The organism is Streptomyces sp. BE303, from assembly GCF_036290945.1.
In the GTDB taxonomy this organism is placed as follows: Bacteria; Actinomycetota; Actinomycetes; order Streptomycetales; family Streptomycetaceae; genus Kitasatospora.
The window spans coordinates 1-359 of record NZ_JAQYWZ010000389.1 but is presented as its reverse complement, the minus strand read 5'-3'; the positions used below and the strand labels follow the sequence as shown (position 1 = coordinate 359).

Here is a 359-nt window from a genome sequence, read left to right as displayed (position 1 = left end):
TCCTGTGGGGCGGCTGTTTTTTTTTTTTTTTTTTTTTTGCTGGGTTTTGTTTTGTTGTTTTTTGTTTTTTTTTGTTTGTGGTGTGTTGGGGCGTGGGGGGGGGGGGGGGGGGGGGGGGGCCCCCCCCCGGGGGGGGCCCCCCCCCCCCCCCCCCCCCCGGGCCGCTACCCCCCCCCCCCCCCCACACCCCCCGCCCCTGCGGTGGTTAAACCCCCCCGACCCCGTGATCGGAACACCCTCGCCCACCGAATCACTGCAGAACGCGCTGGAGATCAACCGCACCAGCGAAGCAGAACGTCATGGCGAGCCTCGCCCTCCAGACCCTGGAGCTGCCCGAGGGCGAGGGGGGGGCGGTCGGC

At 67.7% G+C, this 359-nt stretch carries 1 protein-coding gene; it reads left to right on the top strand.

The genetic code is table 11. The annotated features are described in order from the left end of the window. The coding region (locus tag PUR56_RS06890) for a hypothetical protein (RefSeq protein ID WP_329948257.1) at positions 1 to 209 on the top strand (209 nt) is incomplete at its 5' end. Positions 210 to 359 lie beyond the last annotated feature (150 nt).